Annotated in this window: 19 protein-coding genes and 1 tRNA gene; 11 read left to right on the top strand and 9 right to left on the bottom strand. The window is 65.3% G+C overall.

The annotated features are described in order from the left end of the window. The first annotated feature begins 103 nt into the window (after positions 1-103). Positions 104-991: a tetratricopeptide repeat protein gene (locus QM797_RS13365; RefSeq protein ID WP_283276113.1), complete on the top strand. Its 888-nt coding sequence runs from the start codon at positions 104-106 to the stop codon at positions 989-991. 7 nt (positions 992-998) lie between these two features. On the opposite strand, the gene QM797_RS13360 is transcribed toward QM797_RS13365, so the two are convergent. From QM797_RS13360 to QM797_RS13350, 3 genes are read right to left on the bottom strand one after another with little or no spacing between them, the layout of a single operon-like run. Next, positions 999-2447, bottom strand: a complete 1449-nt coding sequence (locus QM797_RS13360; protein WP_283276088.1) for a neutral zinc metallopeptidase — start codon at positions 2445-2447, stop codon at positions 999-1001. Next, positions 2448-4649: a 1,4-alpha-glucan branching protein GlgB gene (glgB, locus tag QM797_RS13355; RefSeq protein ID WP_283276087.1), complete on the bottom strand. Its 2202-nt coding sequence runs from the start codon at positions 4647-4649 to the stop codon at positions 2448-2450. Between the two features lie 11 nt (positions 4650-4660). After that, the gene (locus QM797_RS13350) at positions 4661-6667 is read right to left on the bottom strand and encodes an alpha-1,4-glucan--maltose-1-phosphate maltosyltransferase (protein ID WP_283276086.1); all 2007 of its coding nucleotides are present in this window, start codon (positions 6665-6667) and stop codon (positions 4661-4663) included. Between the two features lie 204 nt (positions 6668-6871). On the opposite strand from QM797_RS13350, the gene glgP reads away from it, so the two are divergent. Then, positions 6872-9394 carry an alpha-glucan family phosphorylase gene (gene glgP, locus QM797_RS13345; protein WP_283276085.1) on the top strand — a complete coding sequence of 841 codons (2523 nt, stop codon included), beginning with the start codon at positions 6872-6874 and terminating at the stop codon, positions 9392-9394. An 11-nt stretch (positions 9395-9405) separates the two neighbouring features. On the opposite strand, the gene QM797_RS13340 is transcribed toward glgP, so the two are convergent. After that, on the bottom strand, positions 9406-11454 hold the full coding sequence (locus tag QM797_RS13340; protein WP_283276084.1) for an ATP-dependent DNA helicase: 2049 nt from the start codon (positions 11452-11454) through the stop codon (positions 9406-9408). Positions 11455-11504: 50 nt separating this feature from the next. Next, positions 11505-12761 carry a nicotinate phosphoribosyltransferase gene (locus tag QM797_RS13335; RefSeq protein ID WP_283276112.1) on the bottom strand — a complete coding sequence of 419 codons (1257 nt, stop codon included), beginning with the start codon at positions 12759-12761 and terminating at the stop codon, positions 11505-11507. Positions 12762-12911: 150 nt separating this feature from the next. Here QM797_RS13335 and clpS point away from each other — a divergent pair, with 150 nt between their 5' ends. From clpS to QM797_RS13295, 8 genes are all read left to right on the top strand, one after another. Further along, complete coding sequence (gene clpS, locus QM797_RS13330; RefSeq protein WP_170944785.1) at positions 12912-13271, top strand: ATP-dependent Clp protease adapter ClpS; 360 nt, start codon at positions 12912-12914, stop codon at positions 13269-13271. 40 nt (positions 13272-13311) lie between these two features. Further along, a complete protein-coding gene (gene aosR, locus QM797_RS13325) occupies positions 13312-13881 on the top strand; it encodes an oxidative stress transcriptional regulator AosR (protein WP_283276083.1) in 570 nt (189 codons plus the stop codon). Positions 13882-13890: 9 nt separating this feature from the next. Beyond that, positions 13891-14976, top strand: a complete 1086-nt coding sequence (locus tag QM797_RS13320) for a P1 family peptidase (RefSeq protein WP_283276082.1) — start codon at positions 13891-13893, stop codon at positions 14974-14976. A gap of 107 nt (positions 14977-15083) precedes the next feature. Then, complete coding sequence (locus tag QM797_RS13315) at positions 15084-15671, top strand: rhomboid family intramembrane serine protease (protein ID WP_502942339.1); 588 nt, start codon at positions 15084-15086, stop codon at positions 15669-15671. Positions 15672-15777: 106 nt separating this feature from the next. Continuing rightward, positions 15778-16536, top strand: a complete 759-nt coding sequence (locus QM797_RS13310; protein WP_283276080.1) for a cyclic nucleotide-degrading phosphodiesterase — start codon at positions 15778-15780, stop codon at positions 16534-16536. Between the two features lie 21 nt (positions 16537-16557). Next, complete coding sequence (rph, locus tag QM797_RS13305; RefSeq protein WP_032375961.1) at positions 16558-17343, top strand: ribonuclease PH; 786 nt, start codon at positions 16558-16560, stop codon at positions 17341-17343. After that, positions 17336-17950, top strand: a complete 615-nt coding sequence (gene rdgB / locus QM797_RS13300) for an RdgB/HAM1 family non-canonical purine NTP pyrophosphatase (protein ID WP_283276079.1) — start codon at positions 17336-17338, stop codon at positions 17948-17950. The genes rph and rdgB overlap by 8 nt, the downstream gene beginning before the upstream one ends. A gap of 3 nt (positions 17951-17953) precedes the next feature. Next, complete coding sequence (locus QM797_RS13295) at positions 17954-18763, top strand: esterase/lipase family protein (protein WP_283276078.1); 810 nt, start codon at positions 17954-17956, stop codon at positions 18761-18763. 2 nt (positions 18764-18765) lie between these two features. Here QM797_RS13295 and QM797_RS13290 read toward each other — a convergent pair whose 3' ends face one another. From QM797_RS13290 to QM797_RS13280, 3 genes are all read right to left on the bottom strand, one after another. Further along, a complete protein-coding gene (locus QM797_RS13290) occupies positions 18766-19119 on the bottom strand; it encodes a DUF3817 domain-containing protein (RefSeq protein ID WP_283276077.1) in 354 nt (117 codons plus the stop codon). Continuing rightward, a complete protein-coding gene (locus tag QM797_RS13285; protein WP_283276076.1) occupies positions 19116-19517 on the bottom strand; it encodes a transcriptional regulator in 402 nt (133 codons plus the stop codon). Before QM797_RS13285 ends, QM797_RS13290 begins: the two co-directional genes overlap by 4 nt. A gap of 190 nt (positions 19518-19707) precedes the next feature. Then, positions 19708-19789, bottom strand: a tRNA-Leu gene (locus tag QM797_RS13280). An 83-nt stretch (positions 19790-19872) separates the two neighbouring features. On the opposite strand from QM797_RS13280, the gene QM797_RS13275 reads away from it, so the two are divergent. Beyond that, positions 19873-20661, top strand: a complete 789-nt coding sequence (locus tag QM797_RS13275; protein ID WP_283276075.1) for a TetR/AcrR family transcriptional regulator — start codon at positions 19873-19875, stop codon at positions 20659-20661. Here the strand turns inward: QM797_RS13275 and QM797_RS13270 are convergent. After that, on the bottom strand, positions 20628-21359 hold the full coding sequence (locus QM797_RS13270) for a DUF8548 family protein (RefSeq protein ID WP_283276074.1): 732 nt from the start codon (positions 21357-21359) through the stop codon (positions 20628-20630). The genes QM797_RS13275 and QM797_RS13270 overlap by 34 nt on opposite strands. Between the last annotated feature and the right edge of the window lie 303 nt (positions 21360-21662).

Here is a 21662-nt window from a genome sequence, read left to right as displayed (position 1 = left end):
TGCCCGCCAGTGGATGACGCATCGCGTTAGTGACAAACTGTAGGACGTGACTCGACCCGGTTCCCGTCCTCCCGTCCGCCCGTCAGCTGTCGTTCCCGCCTCGATTGCCGGTGCTGTAGACCTATCCGTTCTCAAGGACCGTCCGGCACCTGCTCCCGCGGCCGAGCCCGCCGGTGAAGCCGGGGGACTGGCACCGATCGTGGACGTGACCGCGGCGACGTTCGAGGCCGAGGTTCTGCAGCGATCCACTCAGGTCCCGGTGATCGTCGATCTCGGTTCGGCCCGCTCCCCGCAATCGCAGTCGTTGACGCGACAGCTCGGTCAAATGGCCGTCGAGGCAGGCGGCGCGTGGGTGCTGGCCCGCGTCGACGTCGATTCCAATCCTCAGATCGCGCAGGCGTTCGGTGTGCAAGCGATTCCGACGGTGGTTGCCGTTGCAGCCGGTCAGCCGCTGGCCGACTTCCAAGGAACGCAGTCGGACGAGCAACTTCGTCAGTGGCTACAGGCCGTCGAGCAGGCGACTGCGGGAAAGCTCACCGGGCCTCCCGGGGCGACTGCTGCAGAACCGGAACCCGAGATCGAGGACCCCAGAATCGTCGCTGCCGAGGAAGCCATCGACGAGGGCGACTTCGACAAGGCCGCGGCTGCGTATGAGGCGATCATCGACGCCGAACCGAAGAACACCGACGCCGTCGCGGCGCTGCGTCAAGTCAAGTTCTTGGCTCGGGTGCAGAACGTGGCACCGGACGCCATCGAGACCGCCGACGCGGATCCCACCAACATCCAGGCCCGGATCGAGGCTGCGGACGCCGAGATGGCCGGTCAGGAACCGGAACAGGCGTTCGCCCGGTTGATCGACGGCATCAAGATCAGCGCGGGCGACGACCGGACCGCACTGCGCACCCGGTTGCTCGAATTGTTCGAGTTGTTCGACCCAGCCGATCCATTGGTGGTCTCTGCACGGCGCAAGCTGGCTTCCGCTCTGTATTAGACGACGCTCAGCTGTAGCGCGAATCGCACAGCTCCTTGCCGCCGAGAACTCCCGAGCGGAAGGCGTCGACTCGGGAAAATCCGGATGGCAGCGTCGTTCCGTTGACGTCGCTGGCTGCGAGTCCGTCGCTGAGTAGGCCCGACACCGCCTCGTCGAGATCGCCGGGGGAAAGAATGACTTCGAGGCCCGTCGAACCGTTCTCGGCGCTCATCGCCGAGGTGATGACCCCGGACAGGCACGCCGAACGCAGAGCGGTCTGCGGGTCGTCGAGGGTCTGGCCCGCTTCCTTCTGCACCGCGAGCGTGTAGCGAGAGGCGAACAGCACGTAGGCGCCGTAATCACCGGACACGTTGAGCGGCAAGATGTCTCCACGCTGCGGGGTCTCGGGCTGTCCCCGCTCGGCCAGGTCCTCGACGTCGACGCCGATGGTATTGGTCGAGGGGCAGTACGACACCGGCGCAGTGGCTTCGGCGTCGGAGCATCCGACGTCCGATCCGGTGTAGTCGACGGCCGGGGGATCTGTGACGGGCAGTACCTGCTCGAAGGATCGAGTGAACGCGCCGAGGGAGTCCTCGGTAACCGGTAGTTCACCCGAGTCGTCGGGGTCATCGAAAGTCTGCGGCAACGATGCTCGACGCGAGTCGATTTCGGCCTCGTCGATGCTCGTGCAGGCCCCGGCACCGTCGGTGAAGCCGATCTGCACAGCCGTGACGCGCTCGAAGGCAGAGCCGTGCACCGATTCCGGATCGTTGGGATCGACATCGCGCACGGCGACGGTCGCGGCGAGAACGCCGTTGAGTCCGTCGGAGGTATTGATGGTGAAGTGCGGCGAATCGCCCTCTGCGACATGGCGAATGAACGCGCCGGCAAAACAGTCTGCCTGTTGCTCGGCGACAATCGTCGGAGTGTCGTCACCGACGAGTCCCGATTGATGCTGGATGGCGTGACCGTATTCGTGGGCGATAACCATCACCACCGACATCGGTCCGAATGCGTCGACCAGAGCAGGAAGCAGAATCGTGCGATCCCACCCGATCGAGTCGTCGCGCGTGCAATACGCGGCATTGGGGATACCACCGGTTCGGTCACCGCAGAACCTGACGCCGGATCCCTCGTCCTCGGACGCGTCCCACGAGACCACGTTCGAGATCGGCGTGAACGAGCCCTTGAAGAGGGCCGGGTACTGCTGGGACCAGAACTGTTGAATGTCGTCGATCGCGTTGGTGGCGAGGATGTCGGAGTCGGTGCCCTCGGCGTTCTCGACCTCGATCGTCGAATCGGGGACACCCGGGCGCGGCCCGCTCGGTCCGCTCGTGACCGGCAGTCCGGCGACGGTGAACGGGTTCTCGTAGATGGACACGGCGTTGCCGCCGACGGTCTGCGCGCACGAGGCGAGGAGGAGGAGTCCTGCAGTGGCGGCCGCGGCCAGTAGTCGGGGTGTGCGGCCGCCACTCATCTATCGCTCCAGTTTTATCCAGATCGCCCCGTTGGCGGGAAGTGCAACCTGGCCTGACGCCGGTCGACCGTGCCACGAGTGCGATGTTGCCGTCACTTCACCCAGGTTGCCCATTCCGGAGCCGCCGTATTGCGTTGCATCGGTGTTCAGGATCTCGATCCAACGGCCGGGTTCCGGTAGTCCCACACGATAGCTGCCGTGCTCGGAACCGGAGAAGTTGAAAATACACGCGATGACCGAACCATCGGACCCGTACCGCAGAAAGCTCAGCACGTTGTTCTCGGTGTCGTTGGCGTCGATCCACGAATACCCGCTCGGCGAGGTGTCGAGTGTCCACAGAGCCGGATGCGACTTGTACGTCGAGTTCAGATCGGAGACAAGGGATTTGACGCCGTTGTGTAGGGGCTCCTCGTCGATCTGGTACCAGTCGAGGCCGCGTTCCTCGGACCACTCACGGGTCTGGCCGAACTCCTGGCCCATGAACAGCAGTTGCTTGCCCGGGTGCGCCCACATATAGGCGAGCATTCCGCGCAGCCCTGCTGCCTTGGTGTAGTCGTCACCGGGCATCCGAGTCCACAGCGTCCCCTTGCCGTGCACCACCTCGTCGTGGCTGATCGGGAGCAGGTAGTTCTCGCTCCACGCATAGACGAGGGAGAAGGTGATCTCGTGGTGGTGGTAGCTGCGATGGATCGGATCACGCCCGAGGAAGCCCAGGGTGTCGTGCATCCAGCCCATGTTCCACTTCATGTTGAAGCCGAGTCCGCCGACGTTCGTCGGGCGGGTGACACCGGGCCACGCCGTCGACTCCTCGGCCACGGTGACGACGCCGCGGTGCTTCTTGTGCACCGTCGCGTTCATCTCTTGCAGGAAGGTGACGGCCTCGAGATTCTCCCGGCCGCCGTAGATGTTCGGAGACCAACCGCCCTCGGGGCGGGAGTAGTCCAGGTACAGCATCGATGCCACGGCGTCGACACGGAGGCCGTCGATGTGGAACTCGTCGATCCAGTACAGGGCGTTCGCTACGAGGAAGTTGCGCACCTCTCGGCGGCCGAAGTCGAAAACCAATGTGCCCCAGTCGAGTTGTTCACCTCGCTGCGGGTCACCGTGTTCGTAGAGCGGGCCGCCGTCGAACTGGGCCAGGGCCCATTCGTCCTTCGGGAAGTGGGCGGGAACCCAGTCGACGATGACGCCGATTCCGGCGCTGTGCAGGTGGTCGACGAAGTAGCGGAAATCGTCGGGGCTGCCGAACCGTGATGTGGGTGCGTAGTAGGACGTCACCTGGTAGCCCCACGACCCGCCGAAGGGGTGCTCGGCGACCGGGAGAAGCTCGACGTGGGTGAAGCCGGTTTCGGTGATGTACTCGGCCAATTGCTCGGCTAGTTCGCGGTAACCCAGGCCCGGTCGCCAGGACGCCAGGTGGATCTCGTAGACACTCATCGGTGCCTGCGTGGGCTCGATTTCGGCCCTGGTGTCGAGCCAGGACTCGTCGTTCCATGTGTACGACGACGTGGTGACGACCGATGCGGTCGACGGCGGAATCTCGGTGGCGAAGGCCATCGGGTCTGCCTTGTCCTTGACCGAACCGTCGGCACCGTTCACGCGGAACTTGTACAGCGCACCCGGTGCGATGTCTGGCACGAACAGCTCCCACACACCGGTCGAGCCCAGTACCCGCATGGGCCAGCTGCGGCCGGTCCAGCCGTCGAAGTCACCTACGAGTGTGACGCCCTGCGCTGCGGGGGCCCACACTGCGAACGAAGTGCCGACCACTGGACCGTCCGGCGTTGCATACGACTGCTGATGCGCGCCGAGGATGTCCCACAGCCGCTCGTGCCGACCCTCACCGAACAGGTGTAGATCGAGCTCACCGAGAGTGGGTAGGAACCGGTATCCGTCAGCGGATTCCGAGACGTGCCCGCCGGGCCACGTCACGACGAGCCGATAGTCGATCAGGTCCTCGAACGGAAGCAGCGCCGAGAAGAGTCCGTGCGCGACGTGAGTCAGCTCGTGGTCGACACCGCCGACTCGGGCGACGACCTTCTCGGCGTCGGGCTTGAGTGCTCGGATGGCCGTGCCGCCGGGTACCGGATGGGCACCGAGAACGGAATGCGGGTTGTAGTGCCGACCCGCAGCGATGAGCTCGAGATCGTTGTCGGACGGGGCTGCGACGGTGTCTTCGGGCGTCGTCGGATTCTTGGTCACGTTGAATCCACTCACTTTCGGTTGCCGCGGTAGGCCAGTTCGATTCGTGCCGGGTAGGGAATGTGGGGGAGCGTGAAGATGTGCGCCACCGACGTCCAGGGCTCGAGTCGGACGAAATTGGTGTGGCCCCAGTCGTAGTGAACGCCGCTCACCTCGTCCTTGATCGTGAGGGTGTCCTGCCAGTCGTGGCCAAGGGCAGGCATATCCAGGTGGATTGTGCCTTCCTCGGCTCCGAACGGGTTGAGGTTGATCACCACAAGAATGGAGTCGCCGGTCTGCGGGTCGAACTTCGAGTACCCGATCAGCGCTTCGTTGTCGATGGTGTGGAAGTGGATGTTGCGAAGCTGCTGCAGCGCCGGATGCGCACGCCGAATCGCGTTCAGCGTGGTGATCCAGGGCTCGAGCGACTCGCCTCGGGCGAGCGCACCCTCGAAATCACGCGGCCGCAACTGGTACTTCTCCGAGTCCAGGTACTCCTCGCTGCCCTCACGCACGGCCTGATGCTCGAACAGCTCGTAACCGGAGTAGACACCCCAGGTGGGGGCCATCGTCGCCGCGAGAGCTGCCCGGAGAGCGAACATTCCGGGCCCACCGTGCTGCAGGCTCTCGTGCAGGATGTCCGGGGTGTTGACGAACAGGTTGGGCCGCGCATCGTCGGCGCGTCGGGCATGTTCCTCGGCGAACTCGGTCAGTTCCCACTTGGCGGTACGCCAGGTGAAGTAGGTGTACGACTGAGTGAAACCGCGCTGCGCCAGCCCGTACATGCGAACCGGACGGGTGAAGGCCTCGGCGAGGAACAGTACGTCCGGGTCGGTCTTCTTGACCTCGGCGATGAGCCATTCCCAGAAGTCCGGTGGCTTGGTGTGCGGGTTGTCGACTCGGAAGACCTTGACCCCCAGCGAGATCCAATACCGGACCACGCGTAGTACCTCTTCGTAGATCCCGCGCCGGTCGTTGTCGAAGTTGACGGGGTAGATGTCCTGATACTTCTTCGGAGGGTTCTCGGCGTACGCGATCGTGCCGTCCGGCAACACGGTGAACCACTCGGAATGCGTTGCTGCCCAAGGGTGATCGGGAGCAGCCTGGAGGGCGAGATCGAGCGCCACTTCGAGGCCGTGCTCCTGCGAGGCAGCGACGAAGGCACGGAAGTCGTCCTCGGTTCCCAATTCGGGATGGATGGCGTCGTGCCCGCCGTCCTTGGATCCGATCGCCCACGGCGACCCGACGTCTTCGGGGCCCGGAGTCAACGAGTTGTTCGGACCCTTGCGGTTGATGGTGCCGATCGGGTGGATCGGCGGCAGATAGACGATGTCGAATCCCATCCGCGCGACGCGGGGGAGCTGCTCGATCGACGTGGCGAATGTGCCGTGCCTCGGCGATCCATCCTCGTTCCATCCGCCGGTCGATCGAGGGAAGAACTCGTACCAGGCACCGTTGAGAGCGAGATTGCGATCGACCCAGATGTTGACCGCGCGCGAGCGGGTCACCAGCTCGCGCAGCGGGTGCGCGAACAGCAGTTCGGCGACCGACGACGCGAACGCAGAGGACACTCGGGCAGGCAGTGGGCGGTCGGTGTCGCGCAGCGCGGCGGCGACGTCGGCCAGCAGTTGCCTGCTCTCGGCAGGAACACCGGTGGCGGCGCGCAGGAACAGCCGCGCCCCGATCTCCAGATCGTTCGCAAGTTCGTGCGCGCTCTGGCCCACTCCGAGCTTGGCTTCCACGGCGTGCCGCCAAGTGGCGATCGGATCACTCCACGCTTCGATGCGGCAGATCCAGTAACCCGGCCGAGAGGGGACGAAGACCGCGTCGAACGTGTCGGGTTCGCGGCCCGGCGTCATCGGGATGCGTTCGAGTTTGCCTCCTGGTCCGCGCACCGACAGCGTCGCGGCAACCGCGTCGTGACCCTCGCGCCACACGTCGGCGGAGACTGGAAAGGTCTCGCCCACCACGGCTTTCGCGGGGTACTTTCCGGTCGTCGTATCTGGAAGGACATTGTCGATACCAAGTCGACCTGTCACTTCACACTCCATTCTTCGCTAGAGGTATGGCTGCGCGGGCGCAACCTCTGATCGAACCGATACTGGTGTGCTTCTACTCGTCAACCGTAATGCAGCAGCGCAGATGGCGCGTGCGCCGACGCATACTGCCCGCGGAGAGCGCGGCAGCTCGAATTTCGCCGAGCCGCCCATCGACACAGGTGTCCGTAGGTAGGGTTCGATTCTGTGAAAGCTTTGCGCCGATTCACCGTCCGAGCCCACCTACCCGCCCGCTTGAATGCCCTCGCCGAGCTCTCGACAAACCTCAGGTGGTCGTGGCACTCGGCGACCCAGGATCTGTTCGAGCACGTCGATCCACTGCTGTGGACCGAACTCGAGCGCGATCCGGTGGCCGTACTGGGAGCCGTCGCACCCGCGCGGCTGGAGGAACTCGCGGCCGACGAGAGATTTCTGGCCGAGTTGGACGCGGTCGAGGCGGATCTGCACGACTACCTCGCCCGCCCGCTCTGGTACCAGAACGAGGTGTCGAAGGGGCGGGCTCTGCCGTCGGGCATCGGGTATTTCTCCATGGAGTTCGGCGTCACCGAAGTGCTGCCGAACTATTCCGGCGGGCTCGGCATCTTGGCCGGTGACCACCTCAAGGAAGCCTCGGACCTGGGCCTGCCGTTGATAGGCGTCGGGTTGCTCTACCGCTCGGGGTACTTCCGGCAGTCGCTGACCGCCGACGGGTGGCAGGCCGAGCGCTATCCGTCCCTCGACCCGCACGGTCTGCCGCTGCGGTTGCTCACCGACGACGGCGATTCTCCGGTGCTGATCCACGTGTCGATGCCGGGATCTCGCGTTCTGCGGGCGCGTGTGTGGGTCGCCCAGGTGGGACGCGTCCCACTGTTGTTGCTCGACTCCGACATTGCCGACAACGACCCCGAGCTGCGCGGGGTGACCGACCGGTTGTACGGCGGCGACCAGGATCACCGCATCAAGCAGGAGATCCTTGCGGGTATCGGCGGAGTACGAGCGATCCGGGCCTACACCCGCGCACACGGACTGCCCGACCCCGAGGTGTTCCACATGAACGAGGGCCATGCAGGCTTCCTCGGTGTCGAACGCATCCGGGAGCTGGTCACCACGGGCGCACTCGACTTCGACTCGGCTCTGGCTGCCGTGCGGGCAGGCACCGTCTTCACCACTCACACCCCGGTCCCGGCAGGAATCGACCGATTCCCTGCCGATCTCGTTCGGCACTATTTCGGCAGCGAGGATGGCGGCCCGGATTCCGCGTTGCTGCCGGGGCTGCCGATGGACCGAATTCTCGACCTCGGCGGCGAGAGCGATGCCTCCGTGTTCAACATGGCGCACATGGGATTGCGACTCGGTCAACGAGCCAACGGTGTATCGAAACTCCACGGCATCGTCAGCCGCGAGATGTTCAACGGTCTGTGGCCGGGATTCGATGCGTCCGAGGTGCCGATCGGATCGGTCACCAACGGCGTCCATGCCCCGACGTGGTCTGCTCGGGAATGGGCACAGGAGGGGGAGATGTCCTCGGAGCGCGTGTGGTCCACACGTAACTCCCTGCGTGCGCAGTTGGTGGACGAGGTACGCCGCCGAGTGCGGCGATCGGCACTCGAACGCGGTTCCACGCAAGCCGAGATCAGTTGGACTGCAAATGTTTTCGACCCAAACGTGCTGACCGTCGGGTTCGCTCGTCGCGTCCCGACGTACAAGCGACTGACTCTGATGCTGCGCGAACCCGAGCGACTGCGGGCGATGTTGCTGGACCCGGAACGACCTGTCCAACTCGTGGTCGCAGGCAAATCGCATCCCGCCGACGACGGCGGAAAGGCGCTCATTCAGCAGATCGTCAAGTTCGCTGATCAAGCCGACGTGCGGCATCGCATCGTGTTCCTGCCCGACTACGACATGTCCATGGCGCGCTTCCTGTACTGGGGATGCGATGTATGGCTGAACAATCCGCTGCGACCGCTCGAAGCGTGCGGCACCTCGGGCATGAAATCGGCACTCAACGGCGGCCTCAACCTCTCGATCCGCGACGGCTGGTGGGACGAGATGTACGACGGCGAGAACGGCTGGGCCATCCCGACGGCCGATGGTGTCACCGACGACAATCGACGGGACGATCTCGAAGCAGCTGCTCTGTACGAGCTGCTCGAACAGGCTGTTTTGCCCAAGTTCTACGACCGCGGCGAGGACGGCGTGCCCAGTCGATGGATCGAAATGGTGCGGCACACCCTCGAGCAGCTGGGCCCGAAGGTGTTGGCGTCGAGAATGGTTCAGGACTACACGCTCGGCTACTACGCGCCGGCTGCCGAGTCCGCTCGCGCGGCGTCGGCGGACGGTCACCGCGGTGCCACGGACGTGGCGTCGTACCGTCGCCGCGTCGAACAGGCTTGGAGTGCAGTCAAAGTCACCCGCGTCGACAGCGAAGGGTTACCGGACACGCCGGTGATCGGTGCGGAACTGTCGCTGCGCGCGAACGTCGACCTCGGCGGCTTGGACGCGGCGGACGTCGTGGTGCAGGCGGTGGTCGGTCGCGCCGATGACGAGGAGAACCTCACCGACATCGCGGCGACGCCCATGACCCATGTGGGTACGGAGGGCGGCGAGCACGTCTATGCCGGCGAGAGCACGCTGCCGCACAGCGGCGCAGTGGGATACACAGTGCGGGTGCTGCCGCATCACGACGGCCTGGCCTCGGATGCCGAGCTCGGTTTGGTATCGACTCCGTAGCGGTAGTAGAACTATTTTCCTGCCAGACGGGTGAGCGCCTTGCGCACCACCTCCGGGTCCGAGGTCTCCCAGAACGGAGGCAACGAGGCTCGGAGGTAACCGCCGTAGCGGGCAGTGGCCAGACGTGAATCGAGAACGGCGACAACACCTTTGTCGTCCACGCTGCGGAGCAGTCGACCTACGCCCTGCGCGAGCAGCAGGGCGGCATGGTTGGCGGCGACGGCGAGAAACCCGTTGCCGCCCCGGGATTCGACGGCCTGTTGGCGGGCTACGAGTAGTGGATCGTCGGGCCGGGGGAACGGAATACGGTCCAGAATCACCAGACTGAGCGACGGGCCCGGCACGTCGACTCCCTGCCACAGCGACAGTGTCCCGAACAACGAGGTGGCCTCGTCGTCGGCGAACTTCTGCACCAGTGCACCGGTGGAGTCGTCGCCCTGGCACAGGATCGGCGTGTCGAGACGTTCGCGCATCTCCTCAGCGGCCGCCTTGGCTGCACGCATCGACGAGAAGAGTCCGAGTGTCCGTCCTCCGGCTGCGCTGACCAGAGACTCGATTTCGTCGAGATAGGACTTGGAGAGCCCGTCGCGTCCGGGTGGTGAAAGATGCTTGGCGATGTACATGATGCCGGCGCGGGCATGATCGAACGGCGACCCGACGTCGAGCGAGTTCCAGCGGATCGACCCGGTATAGGACGGCGGTTCCACTCCCGAGGCCATGGCGGTGTCGCTGCGAGACGGCGTCTCCGCAGGCAGACCCCAGTTGACGGCCAACCCGTCGAACGACCCGCCGACGGTCAAGGTTGCCGACGTCAGGACCACGGTGGACTCGGCGAAGAGTCGCGCTCGCAACAGACCGCCGACCGAGAGCGGGGCGATACGGACCGTGCGTTTGACGTTGCCGCGGAAATCGTCGACGGCGTGCCAGACGACGTCCCTGCGTTTGGCCGGATCGGGTTCGTCGAAGGCCGTGAGAACTCGAACGGCGCTGTCGTGCACCTCGTCGACCGCGACGAGTGCGGCGCTGCGGGCCGCGGCGGCCTCGGGGTCGCTGCCCGCCATGCCCTGCTTGTTGGGGCCGATCGCGGTGCGTACTGCCCAGGCGGCGTCGCGAATGGAGGCGAGGGCCGGCCCGACGCCGTCGGGCAGAGATTGCCAGCGACTCGGGGGTAGCTCGTCGAGAATCGCGGCCCAGTTCTCGGCTGCACCTTCGAGTTGGTCCACCGTCTCTTCTTCGATCAACTTCGCACTCCGGCGAGCGGCAGCGGTGACGGTTGCCGCCGAAAGTTCCTCTGTTGCAACGCCCGTCACTCGGTCGACCAGTTCGTGAGCCTCGTCGACGACCACGACGTCGTGCTCGGGCAGGATCTGGATGCCGGTGATCGCGTCGATCGCGAGCAGGGCGTGATTGGTCACCACGACGTCGACCTGGGCAGCCTCGGTGCGGGCGCGCTCGGCGAAGCAGTCCTCGCCGACGGGGCAACGGGACTTGCCCAGGCATTCGCGCGCAGTGACGCTGACCTGACGCCAGGCCTGATCGCTGACTCCGGGCACCACGTCGTCGCGGTCGCCCGTCTCGGTCTCGGACGACCACTTGGTCAGCCGTACCACCTCGCGGCCCATACGCGAGACCGCGAACGGGTCGAACAGTTCCGCATCGGGTGCTTCCTGCGCGGCACCGGTGTGGATCTTGTTCATGCACAAGTAGTTGTTGCGGCCCTTGAGGATCGCGAACTTCGGCCGCCGACCCAGTGCCTCGGTCAGCGCGTCGGACAGGCGCGGCAGGTCGCGGTCGACCAACTGCCGCTGCAACGCGATGGTGGCCGTGGAAACGATGACGGTCTTGCCGGATTCGACCGCGTGCCTGATGCTGGGGACCAGGTAGGCGAGGGACTTTCCGGTACCGGTGCCGGCCTGCACCGCGAGATGCTCACCGGTATCGATCGAGTGTGCCACCGCCGAGGCCATCGTCAGCTGATTGCTACGTTCCTTGCCGCCCAGTGAGTGCACCGCGACCTGCAGTAGAGCGGGAACGGTTGGCAACTCGGTCTGGGGCGGCACCGAAGAAGACTACTGCCGATTGCTCACCGGGTTCGGCATCGACACTGCCCCTAGCCTTCGACGAAGCGGGTGGGTATCGCCGGTTCGCCCTGAGACAATTTCAGGCCCTCCCACGGGAGGCTGACCAACCGTCGAGCCAGTAGTTCACGGCCGTCGGCCAGCGTCGGCAGGCCGGTGACGCGCTCGCCGCCGCGGACCAACGGCGTGGTCAACGTCTCCACCGTCACATCGTCGCCGACGGTCGGAGGAGCGTCGAACGGGTGCACGATCTCCTCGACGGCGGTGCCGGTGCTGCGTGCCGTCCGCACCGCGGCCTTGGTGCCCCCGCGCGATTCCTTGTGACTGCTGCGCTTGGCGACAGGGATGCCGTCGACCGTGACCAGCTTGTAGACCATGCCCGCCGTCGGGGCACCGGAACCGGTGACCAGCGACGTGCCGACGCCGTAGGAGTCGACCGGTTCGGCCCGCAGCGCGGCGATGGCGTACTCGTCGAGGTCGCCCGAGACCACGATCTTGGTCTTCGGCGCACCCAGAGCGTCCAGCTGGTCGCGAACCTGCCGCGCGAGTACTCCGAGGTCGCCGGAGTCGATGCGTACCCCGCCGAGTTCGGGCCCGGCCACCTCGATGGCGTTGGCGACGCCCTGGGTGATGTCGTAGGTGTCGACGAGCAGAGTGGTGCTCACGCCGAGTGCTCGCACCTGCGCCGCGAATGCGGACCTTTCGTCCGGGCCGTCGACGGTGGTGTGCAGCAGGGTGAACGCATGAGCCGACGTGCCGGCGCCGGGAACGCCGTGCCGGCGGACGGCTTCGAGATTGGACGTCGCGGTGAACCCGGCGAGGTACGCCGCCCGCGATGCGGCGACGGCCGCTTCCTCGTGGGTGCGACGCGATCCCATCTCGATGATCGGCCTGGACTTCGCGGACGCCACCATCCGTGCTGCCGCCGATGCGATCGCACTGTCGTGATTGAGGATGGACAGCACCAGGGTCTCGAGGACGACGCACTCGGCGAAGGTTCCTCGGACGGTCAGCACAGGGGAACCGGGAAAGTACAGCTCCCCCTCGCGATAGCCGTCGATATCGCCGGTGAACCGGTAGTTGCGCAGCCATTCGACGGTGTCGGCATCGAGAAATTCGGCCACGATACGTAGCTCGTCCGGGCCGAAACGAAAGCGCGCGATGGCGTCGAGCACGCGGCCGGTGCCCGCGAGAACTCCGTACCGGCGGCCCGCCGGCAGCCTTCGCGCGAAGACCTCGAAGCTGCAGACACGATCTGCGTTACCGCTGGACAGAGCGGCCGAGAGCATCGTGTACTCGTACTGATCGGTCAGCAGCGCGGTACTGACGTCGTCGGTGAAAATCGCGTGATCTGTGGTCGCGTCGTTGCTCACCTCGCCTACACTACGAGCGCAGGGGCGAGCGTGTGACGCTGGCCCGACACGCCGTACCCTGTGGACATGCCTTGGTTGACGGTGGATGGAACGCTTCTGCCCGTGGACGGCGTCTCGGCAGGTGATGTTGTCGCCGCGTCACCGCAAGCGGTTCCGGCCCAGACCGAGGCCGTTGCGGCCGACGAGTCACACGACACTCCATGGGTGACGATCGTGTGGGACGACCCGGTCAACCTGATGCACTACGTGACCTACGTGTTCCAGAAGCTCTTCGGTTACAGCAAGGCCAAGGCCACCGAGCTGATGATGCAGGTGCACTCCGAGGGCAAAGCCGTCGTGTCGAGCGGTGAGCGCGACGCGATGGAAAACGATGTTCGACGCCTGCACGCGGCTGGTCTGTGGGCCACGATGCAGCAGGACAAGTAGTAGCTCACCACCTCTACGTCAGAGAAGGACATCAGCAACAGTGCGCACGTGGACGAGACGGAATTCGCTGTCCGGGGTCAAGATCAAATCCGAGATCGACGCGCGTGAGGCGGCAGTGCTTCGGTCTCTCGTCGGCTCGGTACTGGGACTGCTGCGCGACCGATCCGCCGACGCACCCAACGACGAGCTCGCCGCGCTGACCGGTCTGCGTACCGGCCACAACACTCCGCCCGACGATGCCGCGCTGGCACGGCTGCTTCCGGACTTCCACCGCGCCGATCCCAGCCACGACGAGGAGGATCCGACCGACCTCAACGGCGCTCTGCGTGGCCTCCACGAGCCCGAGATCATCGACGAGAAATTGGCGGCCGGATCGATGATCCTGGCCACGCTTCCCGAGTCCGGTGGCAAGATCGTGCTGACCCAGGAGCAAGCGGATGCATGGTTGACCGGCCTCAACGACGTGAGGCTGGCGCTCGGCACGACGCTGGGGATCAGTGCGGACACACCGGATGTCCTCGACGAGGGTGATCCTCGCGCTCCGCATCTCGATGTGTACCACTGGCTGACCTGGATGCAGGATTCACTCGTACAGGTCCTCATTCCCTAGGACGCGCGCGTGACCGCAGCCTTCTCCGAGCCCGGACCACGGGACTCCCTGACCGACGTGGCAGGTCTTCTGGTCGGTCACCATCACGAACTCGACGACGACGCCACGATGGGATCCGGTTCGGCCACCGGTGCCACCGTGGTGCGCGCGCTCGGCGGAGCGACGGCCTCAGTCGACGTCCGCGGCGGCGGGCCGGGAACGCGCGAGACCGATCTGCTCGACCCGAGCCATTCCGTGCAGCACGTCAACGCGATCCTGCTGACCGCGGGCAGTGCATACGGGCTCGCGGCCGCAGACGGCGTCATGCGATGGCTGGAAGAGCACGGTCAGGGCATTCCGATGGGCAGCCCCGATCACGTCGTTCCGATCGTGCCGGCCGCGGTGATCTTCGATCTTCCGGTCGGTGATTGGACGGCGCGTCCGACGGCGGAGTTCGGCTATCTCGCGTCGGCAGCAGCGGCGACCGAATTCGCGACGGGATCGGTCGGGGCAGGAGTCGGTGCTCGAGCCGGAGTACTCAAGGGCGGCGTGGGCACCGCGAGCACGGTGATCGAGGGCGGTCCGGCCGACGGGGTCACGGTCGCGGCGCTGATGGTCGCCAATCCGGTGGGTGCGGTGTTCGACCCCCGCACCGGATCGTTGTGGGGCACCGGCACACTCGGGCCCGCAGCGTTCGGCATGCGCAAGCCCGACGTCGACGAGTTGTGGACCGCACTGGCGCTCGAACCCAAGGGCACTGCCCTGAACACCACGATCGGTGTGGTTGCCACCGACGCGACACTGTCGTCGGCGTCGTGCAAGAGAATTGCCGTCGCGGGTCACGACGGTCTTGCTCGGGCCATCCGGCCTGCGCACTCGCCCCTCGACGGCGACACGATCTTTGCCGTGTCCACGGGCACCAGAGCCGTCACTACCGAGTCCTCGGTCCCGGCCGCGGTCTCGGCGGAGCTGCCGGTGCTGGCGGCGGTCACCGAAGCCGCGGCGATCGTCGTCGAGCGGGCCATCGTGCGTGCTCTGCTCGACGCCACCTCGGTGGCCGGCATCCCTACCTACCGTCAGATATTCCCGTCGGCGTTCGCCGCGTCGCGCGCCTGAGGGCAGGTCTCGACCCGTCCTCGAGCGGTACCGTGGAGGAACCGAGTTTGGAGGCGATCATGAGTGATATCGACAAGCTTCCCGGCGAGCGTGAGCGGCCGGTCTGGATGCAAGCCGCCGTCTTCGTCGGAGCATTCACCGCCCTGCTGTGGATCATCGAGATCATCGATGTCGCGAGCGGGTCGAGGCTCGAACGCAACGGGATCCAGGCCCGCTCGGTCGAGGGTTTGTGGGGCATTCTGTTCGCACCCGTGCTGCACGACGATTGGCAGCATCTGATCGCGAACACCGTCCCGATCCTCGTGCTCGGGTTTCTGGTGTTGCTCTCCGGACTGGCGCGTGGGCTGGCTGCCACCGGGATCATCTGGGTGGTCGGCGGCTTCGGTACCTGGCTCACCGCTGGCTCGTACACGAACACGATCGGTGCGTCGATTCTGATCTTCGGGTTCATCGCATACCTGTTGGTGCGCGGCTTCTTCACGCGCAAGCTGGGGCAACTCGCGATCGGTGTGGTGGTGTTCGTGCTGTACGGCAGCGCCCTGTGGGGCGTGCTTCCGAGTGATCCGAACATCTCATGGCAGGGACATCTGTTCGGTGCGGTGGGCGGAGTGATCGCGGCTCGACTGTTGTCAGCCGATGCGCGCGCCGATCGCGCTCGCGTGAAGGCTCTCGATCGGCCCACTCTCCGACCATGAGGTAGCTGCGGACACAGCAGCCTTCGGTGGTGAATTTCGCCGACTCGCGCTGTGAATACTGCCCGAACGTTTCTGGTGATGCTCTCGGCGTGGCAGCATGGCTTTCATGCGAATTACCGTCCTGGGATGTTCGGGCAGCGTGTCCGGACCCGATTCACCCGCGTCGGGCTACTTGCTGGAAGAAGAGGAGACCGCTCCGGTCGTTCTCGACTTCGGTCCCGGCGTGCTCGGGGCGTTGCAGCGTTTCGCCGACCCGGGGGATGTGAGTGTTCTGCTCTCGCATCTGCACGCCGATCACTGCCTCGATGTTCCAGGTCTGCTGGTGTGGCGTCGCTATCATCCGAACCCGCCGGAGGGTCGCGCGATCGTGTACGGGCCAAAGGACACGGCGTTTCGGCTCGGTGTTGCCTCGGCCGAGTGCGGTGGGCAGATCGACGATATGTCCGACACGATCGACTTGCGACGCTGGGTGGACGGCCGCACCGTGGAGTTCGGCAAGTTGTCGATTCTGACGCGGCAAGTGTTCCATCCGCCGGAGTCGTACGGCATGCGGATCACCACCGGGCAGGGCCGCACCTTCACATACAGCGGCGATACGGGAATGTGTCAGGCGGTGCGGGATCTGGCGCATGGAGCCGATGTGTTCCTGTGCGAGGCATCGTGGACCGACAGTCCCGAGCGACCCGAGGGCGTGCATCTGTCCGGAACCGAGGCCGGCCGAATCGCTCGCGAGGCCGGGGTCGGAGAATTGCTGCTCACCCACATTCCGCCGTGGACGTCTCGCGAGGACGTCATTGCCGAGGCCAAAGCGGAGTTCAGTGGACCGGTGCATGCCGTTCTTCCGGGGGACGTATTCACCGTCTGAGGACGCGCTAGGCTTCGAGTCGTGTCCAGACGAGAAGACGGCAGGGCGGACGACGAGCTCCGCAACATCAAGATCACCCGTGGATTCACCAGCCATCCGGCAGGGTCGGTGCTGGTCGAGTTCGGCAACACCAGGGTGATGTGCACGGCCAGCGTCGAGGAGGGCGTGCCGCGTTGGCGAAAGGGATCCGGCCTCGGTTGGCTCACCGCCGAATACGCGATGCTTCCGGCCGCGACGCATACCCGCAACGGCCGCGAGTCCGTCAAGGGCAAGGTCGGCGGGCGCACCCAGGAAATCTCTCGCTTGGTCGGACGTTCGCTGCGTGCTTGCATCGATCTGGCCGCCATCGGCGAGAACACCATCGCACTCGACTGCGATGTACTCCAGGCGGACGGCGGCACCCGAACTGCTGCCGTCACCGGAGCGTTCGTAGCGCTCAACGACGCCGTCACCTACCTGCGGGCAGCGGGACGCCTGGCCGATCCGCAGCCGATTTCGTGCATGATTGCCGCGGTCAGCGTCGGCGTCGTCGACGGACGGGTGCGTCTCGATCTGCCGTACGAAGAGGATTCGCGCGCCGAGGTCGACATGAACGTGGTCGCCACCGACACCGGCACCCTGGTGGAGATCCAGGGAACCGGAGAAGGCGCGACCTTCCCACGCACCACACTCGACAAGTTGCTCGACTCCGCGTTCGTCGGCATCGAGAAGTTGTTCGAGGTTCAGAAGGAAGCTCTGGCGTTGCCGTACCCGGGCGATCTGCCCGAGCCGGCCGCCGCGGGATCGAAGAAGAAATTCGGTGCCTGACACCAAGCTCCTGGTCGCGAGTCGCAACGCGAAGAAGCTGCGTGAACTGCGGCGGGTTCTCGACGCTGCCGGCCTCGTCGGTATCGAGTTGATCGGTCTCGACGAGGTGCCTCCCTTTCCCGAGGCACCCGAGACCGGAGCGACCTTCGAGGAGAATGCGCTCGCGAAGGCTCGCGACGGAGCGGCGGCCACCGGATTGCCTTGTGTTGCAGACGATTCCGGAATCGAGATCGATGCACTCAACGCGATGCCCGGGGTGCTGTCGGCGCGCTGGTCGGGTACTCACGGGCAGGACGAGGCCAACACCGCGCTGGTGCTGGCGCAGTTGACGGACATGCCCGACGAGCGCCGCGGGGCGGCATTCGTGTCGGCATGCGCGTTGGTGCTGCCGGGCGGCAGCGAGACCGTGGTCCGCGGGGAATGGCGGGGCGTGGTGGGGCGAGAGCCCATGGGAGAGAACGGTTTCGGCTATGACCCGATCTTCGTTCCCGAGGGCGACGGCCGCAGTGCAGCGCAGCTGAGCCCGGACGAGAAGGACGCGGCCTCCCATCGTGGCCGCGCACTACGCAAACTTGTTCCCGCGCTCGAAGAACTGACGGGGCGGTAGCTCGTGCGGACGCGCGCAGTGCTGGGGCGTACGTCGATTGCGCTCGCCGCCGCCACGGCGTTTCTGACGGGTATCCCGGCCTCGGCCACACCTACGGCAGGCTCGTTCGCCGAGGCTTTCGCATATTCGATCGCGCACCCGGGCGTGACGCCTCCGGGCTCGAACGATTACACGTGCGTCCCCAGTGCGCAGCACCCGGAACCGGTGGTGCTGGTGCACGGTTTCCTGGAGAACTCGTACGACAACTGGGCGTCCTTGTCGCCGAAGTTGGCCGAGGCCGGGTACTGCGTGTTCGCGATCGACTACGGCAACACCGGGCCTGTACCGGCGCTCGGAGCGCTCGAGTCCATCCCCGAGAGCGCTGCGGAACTGTCGACGTTCGTCGATTCCGTCCTCGCGGCAACAGGAGCCGAGAAGGTGTCGATCGTTGGCCACTCGAAGGGGGGCACGGTGCCTCGCTACTACACGCGCTTCCTCGGTGGGGATCGCACGGTGGCACGGATTGTCGCGTTGTCGCCGCCGAACTATCCGACTGCGGGCCCGCCCGTGCAGGACGACGTGCTGCAGAGACTGAACGAGGGGAGCGACACCGTTACGGGGATCAAGTACACGACGATCGTCACCCGCTACGACCAGATCGTCGTTCCGTACACCGCGTCGCTACTGACCGGTGCAGGAAACACCAACGTGGTGTTGCAGGACGTATGCCCGGCCAACGTCGTCGAGCACACAGGGATCTCCTACGATCCGCTCGCCCAGCGGTTGGTGCAGAACGCACTGGATCCGGAGAACGCGCTGCCGATCAGCTGCTGACGTCAGACGGCGAAGTCGGCTTTTACCTGCTTGGTGCGCTTGTGCTCGATGTAGAACGACAGGAACGGGACGGTTCCTGCGAGCAGTGTTCCTATGGTCCGGGCGGCAGGCCACCGCACCTTGATCGCGAGATCGACTGTCAGCACGAGGTAGACGATGTAGACCCATCCGTGCACGACAGGGATCCACGTCGGGAGGTTCTCGATCTTCAGGATGTACTTGGCGATCATTTCTGCCACTAGAACCAACAGCCAGACTCCGGTCACGTAGGCCAGAACGCGGTAACGCAGCAACGCGGATGCGATCTTCTGAGTCTTGTTCGCAGATGCCTGCGACTTCTCCGGTGCCGAACTCACGTGGTGCTCCTGTCGGTCCCGCGGGATTCGTTCAGCTCCGCGAGGTAGCTGTTGTATTCGAGTAGTTGCCGGGCCTCGGGATCGTCGAGATCGCTCATGTCAGCCGCCGGGGCATGACGTTGGGGAAGCAGGTCGAGGGGCACCTCGGTGGGACCGTCGGGTCGCGCGGCTGCCACTTCGTCCGGATCCTCGTCCTCGAGACGGACGAACTTGCGGTAGGCGTACACAACGAACGCGGCGAACAAGGGCCACTGAAACGCGTACCCCAGGTTCTGGCCGTTGCCACCGACAGACTCGAAGCGTTCCCACTGCCACCAGCCGAGGCCGAGACAGACCGCCGCTGCCACCACGACCAGCGCGATCAACGCAGGTCGACGGTTCGGGCGGGAGGTGGTCACGCTTCGACGGTACCGGAGGAGCTACTACCGGAGGTAGTCGCGTGGTGCGCGCCCGCGGTGATTCTCACCATGATCGGCCTGGGTCTTCCTACGATCGACGTCGACTCGCCCGCGCTGCCGCGAGGTGCTCTTCACATGTCGGATCTTGCAAATCTGGGAGTCTCGAGAAAGCCGGGCCGAACGACCGTTGTGCGCGAGGGGGGACTTGAACCCCCACGTCCTGAGACACTGGAACCTAAATCCAGCGCGTCTGCCAATTCCGCCACTCGCGCGTGCCGGTGAAGTCTACTACCGGTCCGCCGGCACCCGCGACGCGGTTCTTCGAGCCAGGCCGACCTCCGATTAGGCTCGCCCGGTGGTGAAGAAGGAGAACTCGTTCGACCCAGCACGCATCCTAGAGTTGCTGTGGCGAGTGGGGGCGAAGCCGAGCCGAACAGGGCTGAGCGTGGACGCGATCGTCGACGCCGCCATCGAGCTGGCGGACGCGCACGGCCTCGAGTACGTGTCGATGCGCAATGTGGCCGAGCATCTCGGGGTCGGCGCAATGTCGCTCTACACCCACGTTCCGGGGCGAGAGGAGTTGGCGGATCTGATGATCGACCGATCCCTCGCCGGCCTCTACTCGCATGTCGACGAGCCGTCCTCTGTTGCCGGTGGGTGGCGCCCTGCGCTGCGGTTCGTCGCCGAGCGCAATTGGTCTCTGTATCAACGGCATTCGTGGCTACTGGAGACAGAGGGGGCGCGGCCGGTGTTGGGTCCGCACACCAATCACAAGTACGAGGCCGAACTACGCCCCTTGGTAGAGACCGGGTTGACCGACATCGAGATCGACTCCGTGCTCACGCTCGTACTCACGCACGTCTCCGGTACAGCGCGTGCCCTCGCCGGAGTCGCGCGGGTGAAGGAGCAGTCGGGAATGACCGACGCCCAGTGGTGGTCGGCTACTGCTCCGATCCTCGAACGGGTGATGGACCGTGAACGTTTTCCGGTGTCGTCTCGGGTCGGAACGGCCGCGGCGGCGTCGTACGACGCCGCCAGCGACCCGGTGCACGCCTACCGGTTCGGGTTGGAGTGCATTCTCGACGGTGTGGAGGCGCTGATGTCTCGCTGTCAGCCTGCCGACCGCAGTTCCGCTTCGGAGTGACGCCGTTTCGCCCTGCGTGATTTGTGCTGGTATCGCCACACTGCATGCTCGAGCGAGGCGAGGTCGGTGCCGAGTGCGTTCGCTGCCGCTATGAGGATCACGGGGGAGCGGTCCTCGGCGATTCCAGCGGCGAGGTTCTGGTGGAGGGGCTCGAGTGCGTCGGCGACGAACGAGTTCCGATGTGCGGTCGCCTTGTCGGTGCGCACCCCGAGATGCATGAGCATGCACTCCCAGGTGGTCTCGCCGAGGCCAGGGATCGCGCGGAACGCATCGAATTGTTCTCTCGTGTGCTGCTCGAAATCGGCCGAGCAGCTCAACCCCACCGAGATCAACGCTTGTGCCGCCACGGCTGCAGCTGCCGCCTTGGTTCGACTGTTGCCCGGAACGAACTGACGGTTGGACAGAATCTCGACGAGCGCATCCGGATCCGAGGTCAGTTCTGCGAGGGTTGTCAAGTCGTCGAGTCGGTTATCGCCACGATGCGATCGCCATCGCGCGATCACTGCGCGGACCCCGCTGGTCGGTCCGCCGTACGGGGCTCGGGCGGAGAAAAGTGCATCGAGCAACGCGACCTCGCTCTCGCCGCGCCATCCGGGTGTCCAGTGCGGCGAACGTGATTGTGACGCAACCGATTCGATGTGCAGCAATACTGCGTCGAGTTCGTTCGGCGTGCAGATGTCTGTTACCGATGAATACATGAATTCCCCCCCGAATTCTGTCGACCACCCTCGCGAGGAGTGGTTCGAGTGTCGAAGTTAGAGGACCCCACCGACAGGGCTGGCCAGAGCTTGTCCGTGCTCGAGATCACATCACGAAAAGATAACGAAAAATACGAGGGTTTCCTCATGTTCTGCGCACCGAGGCGATCCTCTCGCCAGCGTGAATGTGGGTTACCGACGAGTTGGGTAAACAAAAAGTAATGCCGCTCGAAGGGGCGTACTCGCTGGTAGCACTCGGACGTCCGAGCAAACCTGAGGATTTCCTCATGATTTTGTGTCAAT

Origin of the sequence: Rhodococcus sp. IEGM 1381, assembly GCF_030056795.1 — a bacterium.
Lineage (GTDB): Bacteria > Actinomycetota > Actinomycetes > Mycobacteriales > Mycobacteriaceae > Rhodococcoides.
This window is presented reverse-complemented; position numbering and strand designations above follow the sequence as displayed.